At 62.6% G+C, this 4,075-nt stretch carries 5 protein-coding genes and 1 pseudogene; 5 read left to right on the forward strand and 1 reads right to left on the reverse strand.

What is annotated here, in order from left to right:
- Window positions 1-161: 161 nt before the first annotated feature.
- Window positions 162-512, reverse strand: a complete 351-nt coding sequence (locus OC446_RS29630) for a hypothetical protein (protein WP_262032481.1) — start codon at window positions 510-512, stop codon at window positions 162-164.
- Between the two features lie 343 nt (window positions 513-855).
- Here OC446_RS29630 and OC446_RS29635 point away from each other — a divergent pair.
- The 5 genes and pseudogenes from OC446_RS29635 to OC446_RS29655 form a co-directional block, all read left to right on the forward strand.
- Window positions 856-981, forward strand: a pseudogene (locus tag OC446_RS29635) (HTH domain-containing protein); the annotation flags it as partial.
- Window positions 982-1,047: 66 nt separating this feature from the next.
- Window positions 1,048-2,457: a trehalose-6-phosphate synthase gene (locus tag OC446_RS29640; RefSeq protein WP_262032482.1), complete on the forward strand. Its 1,410-nt coding sequence runs from the start codon at window positions 1,048-1,050 to the stop codon at window positions 2,455-2,457.
- 79 nt (window positions 2,458-2,536) lie between these two features.
- A complete protein-coding gene (locus tag OC446_RS29645; protein WP_262032483.1) occupies window positions 2,537-2,809 on the forward strand; it encodes an SWIB/MDM2 domain-containing protein in 273 nt (90 codons plus the stop codon).
- Between the two features lie 243 nt (window positions 2,810-3,052).
- Entirely contained in the window at window positions 3,053-3,301 is a 249-nt protein-coding gene (locus OC446_RS29650) for a ParB N-terminal domain-containing protein (protein ID WP_262032484.1), read from the forward strand.
- Window positions 3,302-3,683: 382 nt separating this feature from the next.
- Window positions 3,684-3,893 (forward strand): cold-shock protein, encoded by a 210-nt coding sequence (locus tag OC446_RS29655; protein ID WP_262032485.1) that lies wholly within the window; start codon window positions 3,684-3,686, stop codon window positions 3,891-3,893.
- Window positions 3,894-4,075 lie beyond the last annotated feature (182 nt).

Below are 4,075 nucleotides of genomic sequence, written 5' to 3' on the forward strand. Positions count from 1 at the left end.
GACCCTGCAGGCTCGCAGCGCAAGCTGCGGGCCCACAGGTGCTGGCTCTTTGACACGAACGGATCCGCACCCTCTCACGTCATGGCCGGAACACCTACGGCCATGACGTGAGAGGTGCCAGATCGCGGCGGTTGCCATAACGGCGTCAGAAGCCGAAGGCCTCACGCCTCCGGCCTGCGGAACACGCCCTGCACCACCTGCGCTCGCCCGATGAGTTCGGGCGGCGGGTTGGTCCAGTCCACTTCCTGCGGCTGGCGGTCATGCCAGTAGACCATCCAGCGGCCCTGCGGGTCCTGGTAGACGCCATAGATCAGATGACCGCGCCATTCGCCGTGGCCGTGCCGGCGGCGACCGGAGAACGCGGGGATGACATCGCGGATGCCGCGCATGAGCAGCCACGTGACGCCGAGCGCCGTGACAGGAATGGCGACAACCCACAGGGCTTGGATGAATTCGGGCCAGGTGTGGAATTTCGAGAGCCAATCGGCCCATGCGGAATAAGGCTGGTCCATCGCGACAACTCCCTTGCGTGAGGCGACCACCAGCGGAAGCTGGTGGCCGGGGAGTTGAGAAGCCGCACAAGGACGACCGCGATGACCTTTAGGCTTTCACCCTGGACATGCGCCATCGCCTCCCCGACCGTAAGGTTGGGAAGGCATCGTTGACGGCCGATACCGGCCGCCTTGTGAAGAGGTTCTCACGCCCCAGAACCGGATGCGTCCGGTTCCGGTGACGAGGTAACACGCAACAGGGGCTCGGGGTCAATGGCCTCGCAGCCGACGCATGTCCCCTCGCCCACAGGGCATCGCGCTCCCGCTGTCACAAACCGTCAGTATCCTGTGTTAGGCTCGCCCCATGTCCCGCGCCGAACGCCTCTTCGACCTGCTGCAGATCCTCCGCCGTCACCGCCGCCCCGTGAGCGGCGCGGTGCTGGCCCGCGAGGCGGGAATTTCCCTGCGCACGCTTTATCGCGACATCGCCCGGGACTGCCCTATTTGGGATTGAGCACCGTCACGGTGCCTGTCTCGAAACAGTCCGGAGAGCTTTGTGGCCCGCCTCATCGTCGTGTCCAATCGGGTCTCAATCCCCGATCCCACCGGCAAGAGTTCCGCCGGTGGTTTGGCGGTTGCTCTGCGCGAAGCCTTTCAGGGCCGGGAAGGGTTATGGTTCGGCTGGAGCGGTAAAGTTTCGGCTCATCCCTCCGCCGAGCCGAAGGTGATCGACAAGGGCCATGTGCGCTATGCCCTAATGGATCTGACCGCCACCGACCGCCGGGAATATTATAGCGGGTTTGCCAATCGGGCGCTCTGGCCCGTGATGCATTACCGGATTGGCCTGTCGGAATTCTCCCGCGCCGACTACGCCGGATACCTGCGGGTCAATCGAAGCTTCGCCGGAGCGCTGGCGCGGCTGATCCGGCCGGACGATCTCATCTGGGTGCACGACTATCATCTGATTCCGCTGGCCTCGGAGCTGCGGGCACTGGGTTTGGCCAACCGGATCGGCTATTTCCACCATATCCCCTGGCCCGCTCCGGAGGTCATCGGAACCTTGCCCGGAAGCCAGGACTTGCTGCGCGCGATCACGGACTACGATCTCGTCGGCGTGCAGACTGAGCGCGATGCGGACAACCTCCGGCGTGGTATCCTCCAGGAGTGCGACGCCACCCAGCACGCAGCTGACGTGATCGCCCTTGATGGCCGCCAGACCCGGGTGAAGGGGTTCCCCATTGCCATCGACATGAGCGGTTTCGAGCAGGCGGCCCGTCGCCCCGCCACCCATCGCCTGATCCGGCAGACCGTCGCCAGCCTCGGCTCGCGCAGTCTCATCATCGGGGTCGACCGCCTGGATTACTCGAAGGGCATCCCCGAGCGGATGGAATCCTTCGAGCGCTTTCTCATCAGCAACCCCGATCAGTGTGGCCGCGTCACTTATCTCCAGATCGCTCCCACGAGCCGCAGCGAAGTCCCTGAATATGCCTCGCTCAGCCGGACCGTGAGCGAGACCCTCGGACGGATCAACGGGGCGCACGGCGAACCTGGCTGGGTGCCGATCCACTACGTGACGAGCGCATACCCACGCAGTGTCCTGGCAGGGCTCTACCGCATCGCCCGGGTGGGCCTCGTCACGCCGATGCGCGACGGCATGAACCTCGTGGCCAAGGAATATGTGGCCGCGCAGGATCCGGAGGATCCCGGCGTGCTGGTGCTGTCCAAGTTCGCCGGGGCTGCCGAACAGCTCGGCGGCGCGATCATCGTCAACCCGAACGATAAGGCTGAGGTGGCTGAGGCGATCGGCGTGGCCCTCCACATGGACCGGGCGGAGCGGATCGCCCGCTGGCGGCGGATGAGGGAGGTGCTCCGGCGCTATGACATCTCCTGGTGGACCAATGCCTTCCTGAAGGAGCTCGCGGGCCAGAGGAGAACCCAAAAGGCACGGAGCCCGGCCTCAGTCTAGGGCCATGTCCAAGATCAACGACGCGCACGCCAACACCGCCCTCGTAAAGGCCAAGCGGGCGGAACAACGGAGTTTCGCAATGTCAGTGCCTAAAGAAGCTCGGAAGCCGAATGCAGCGCTGATGAAGCCGCTCCAACCCTCGCCGGAACTAGCGGCCATTGTGGGCGCGACTCCCTTGCCTCGCCCCGAGGTGGTGAGCAAGGTCTGGGAGTACATCAAGAAGCACAAGCTCCAGAACCCGCAGAACAGGCGCGAGATCATGGCCGACGAGAAGCTTCAGGCGGTGTTCGAGGGCAAGAACAAGGTCAGCATGTTCGAGATGAACAAGCACCTTGCCCAACACCTGAAATGACCCTCATGGTCGCAGAGGAGTGGTCTGCAACCAGACAGAGGTTAGAAACAGGAGAAGAAGCCTAATCTATGTTGCGAGTTTGCTCAGGGATGTATCTCCGATTGAGGACGTCCAGCGCTGCCATCCCTGCTTATTGCCAAGCTGGCACCGATCGCGAACGCATCCTGATCGGGCGTGTTCCTAGGCAAGCCGCCTTGTGCCGGATAAGCTTCGAAGGATCATGACAGGGCTGGAGCGGCCGAGATGATGAAGAGGCAGACACTCGCAATCCACGACATCTATGTGCCAGTGCAGCGGCGCCAGACGCTTGATCCCCAGAAAGTCGAAGCCGTCGCAGAGAGCATGATGGAAAAAGGGCAGGAAGTGCCGATACTCGTGCGGCCTGATGGCCAACGGTTCGTCCTGGTCGAGGGGCTGCATCGACTGGAAGCCTGCAAAGCCCTGGGAGAGACCACCATCCCGGCTTATTTGGTGCAGGCGCGGAGACATTGAGCGACGTTCGGCGTTGAAGCGGAACAGCTCTGTCACGGGAGTTGGACGGAGCCGGACAGGAGGCAGATCTCCCAAACTGTGGCGGAGGCCCTTTGCGAGTGGCTCGGGTTTCGGCCCTGCAGTGCTTGGGGGCGACAGGATCCGGGGGCACGAAGGAGAATTCCTCATCCGACCTACCTCCTGCCTATCATCCCATGAAGCAGAGCCTTGTAACCGTCATCACGCCGTCCTATCGTTCCGGCATCGAGATTGGCCGACGACTGAGTTGCTGCGCTTTACCGAGCATCCGCAAGGACGACCTCCCCAAGCATCGATACTCATCAAGCCAAGGCGCCGATGCATCTTGGCCTCACCTGATCATGAACAGGGAAAGGAACTCGTCATGGCAACCGGCACAGTGAAGTGGTACAATGAAACAAAAGGCTATGGCTTCATCCAGCCTGATGCTGGCGGCAAGGACGTCTTCGTCCACGCATCGGCCTTGGAGCGTGCGGGCCTTCGGGGCCTGGCTGAAGGGCAGAAGGTCTCCTATGAGATCGAGTCCGACCGCCGCACCGGCAAGGAGTCGGCTTCAAACCTGAAGACGGCCTGAGCTAGCTCTCTGGTCCATATTTTGCGACAGAGGCCGCCTCAGCTAAGGCGGCCTCTGCTTTTGTGCTCGCGACACCGTCTGATGCGTCGAGCTAAGGAAAGGAACACGAACGTTGGCCCGCAAGAAGTCTAGGCCCTGTTAGATCTTGATCCAGTCGTGAGTTGCGGCGATGCACAGCACCC

Origin of the sequence: Microvirga sp. Mcv34 (assembly GCF_024519725.1) — a bacterium.
Taxonomy (GTDB): domain Bacteria; phylum Pseudomonadota; class Alphaproteobacteria; order Rhizobiales; family Beijerinckiaceae; genus Microvirga.

Coding starts and splice junctions, on each gene's coding strand:
- OC446_RS29630 (WP_262032481.1), bottom strand. CDS start 512: ATGGACCAGCCTTATTCCGCATGGGCCGATTGGCTCTCGAAATTCCAC.
- OC446_RS29645 (WP_262032483.1), top strand. CDS start 2,537: ATGTCAGTGCCTAAAGAAGCTCGGAAGCCGAATGCAGCGCTGATGAAG.
- OC446_RS29650 (WP_262032484.1), top strand. CDS start 3,053: ATGATGAAGAGGCAGACACTCGCAATCCACGACATCTATGTGCCAGTG.
- OC446_RS29655 (WP_262032485.1), top strand. CDS start 3,684: ATGGCAACCGGCACAGTGAAGTGGTACAATGAAACAAAAGGCTATGGC.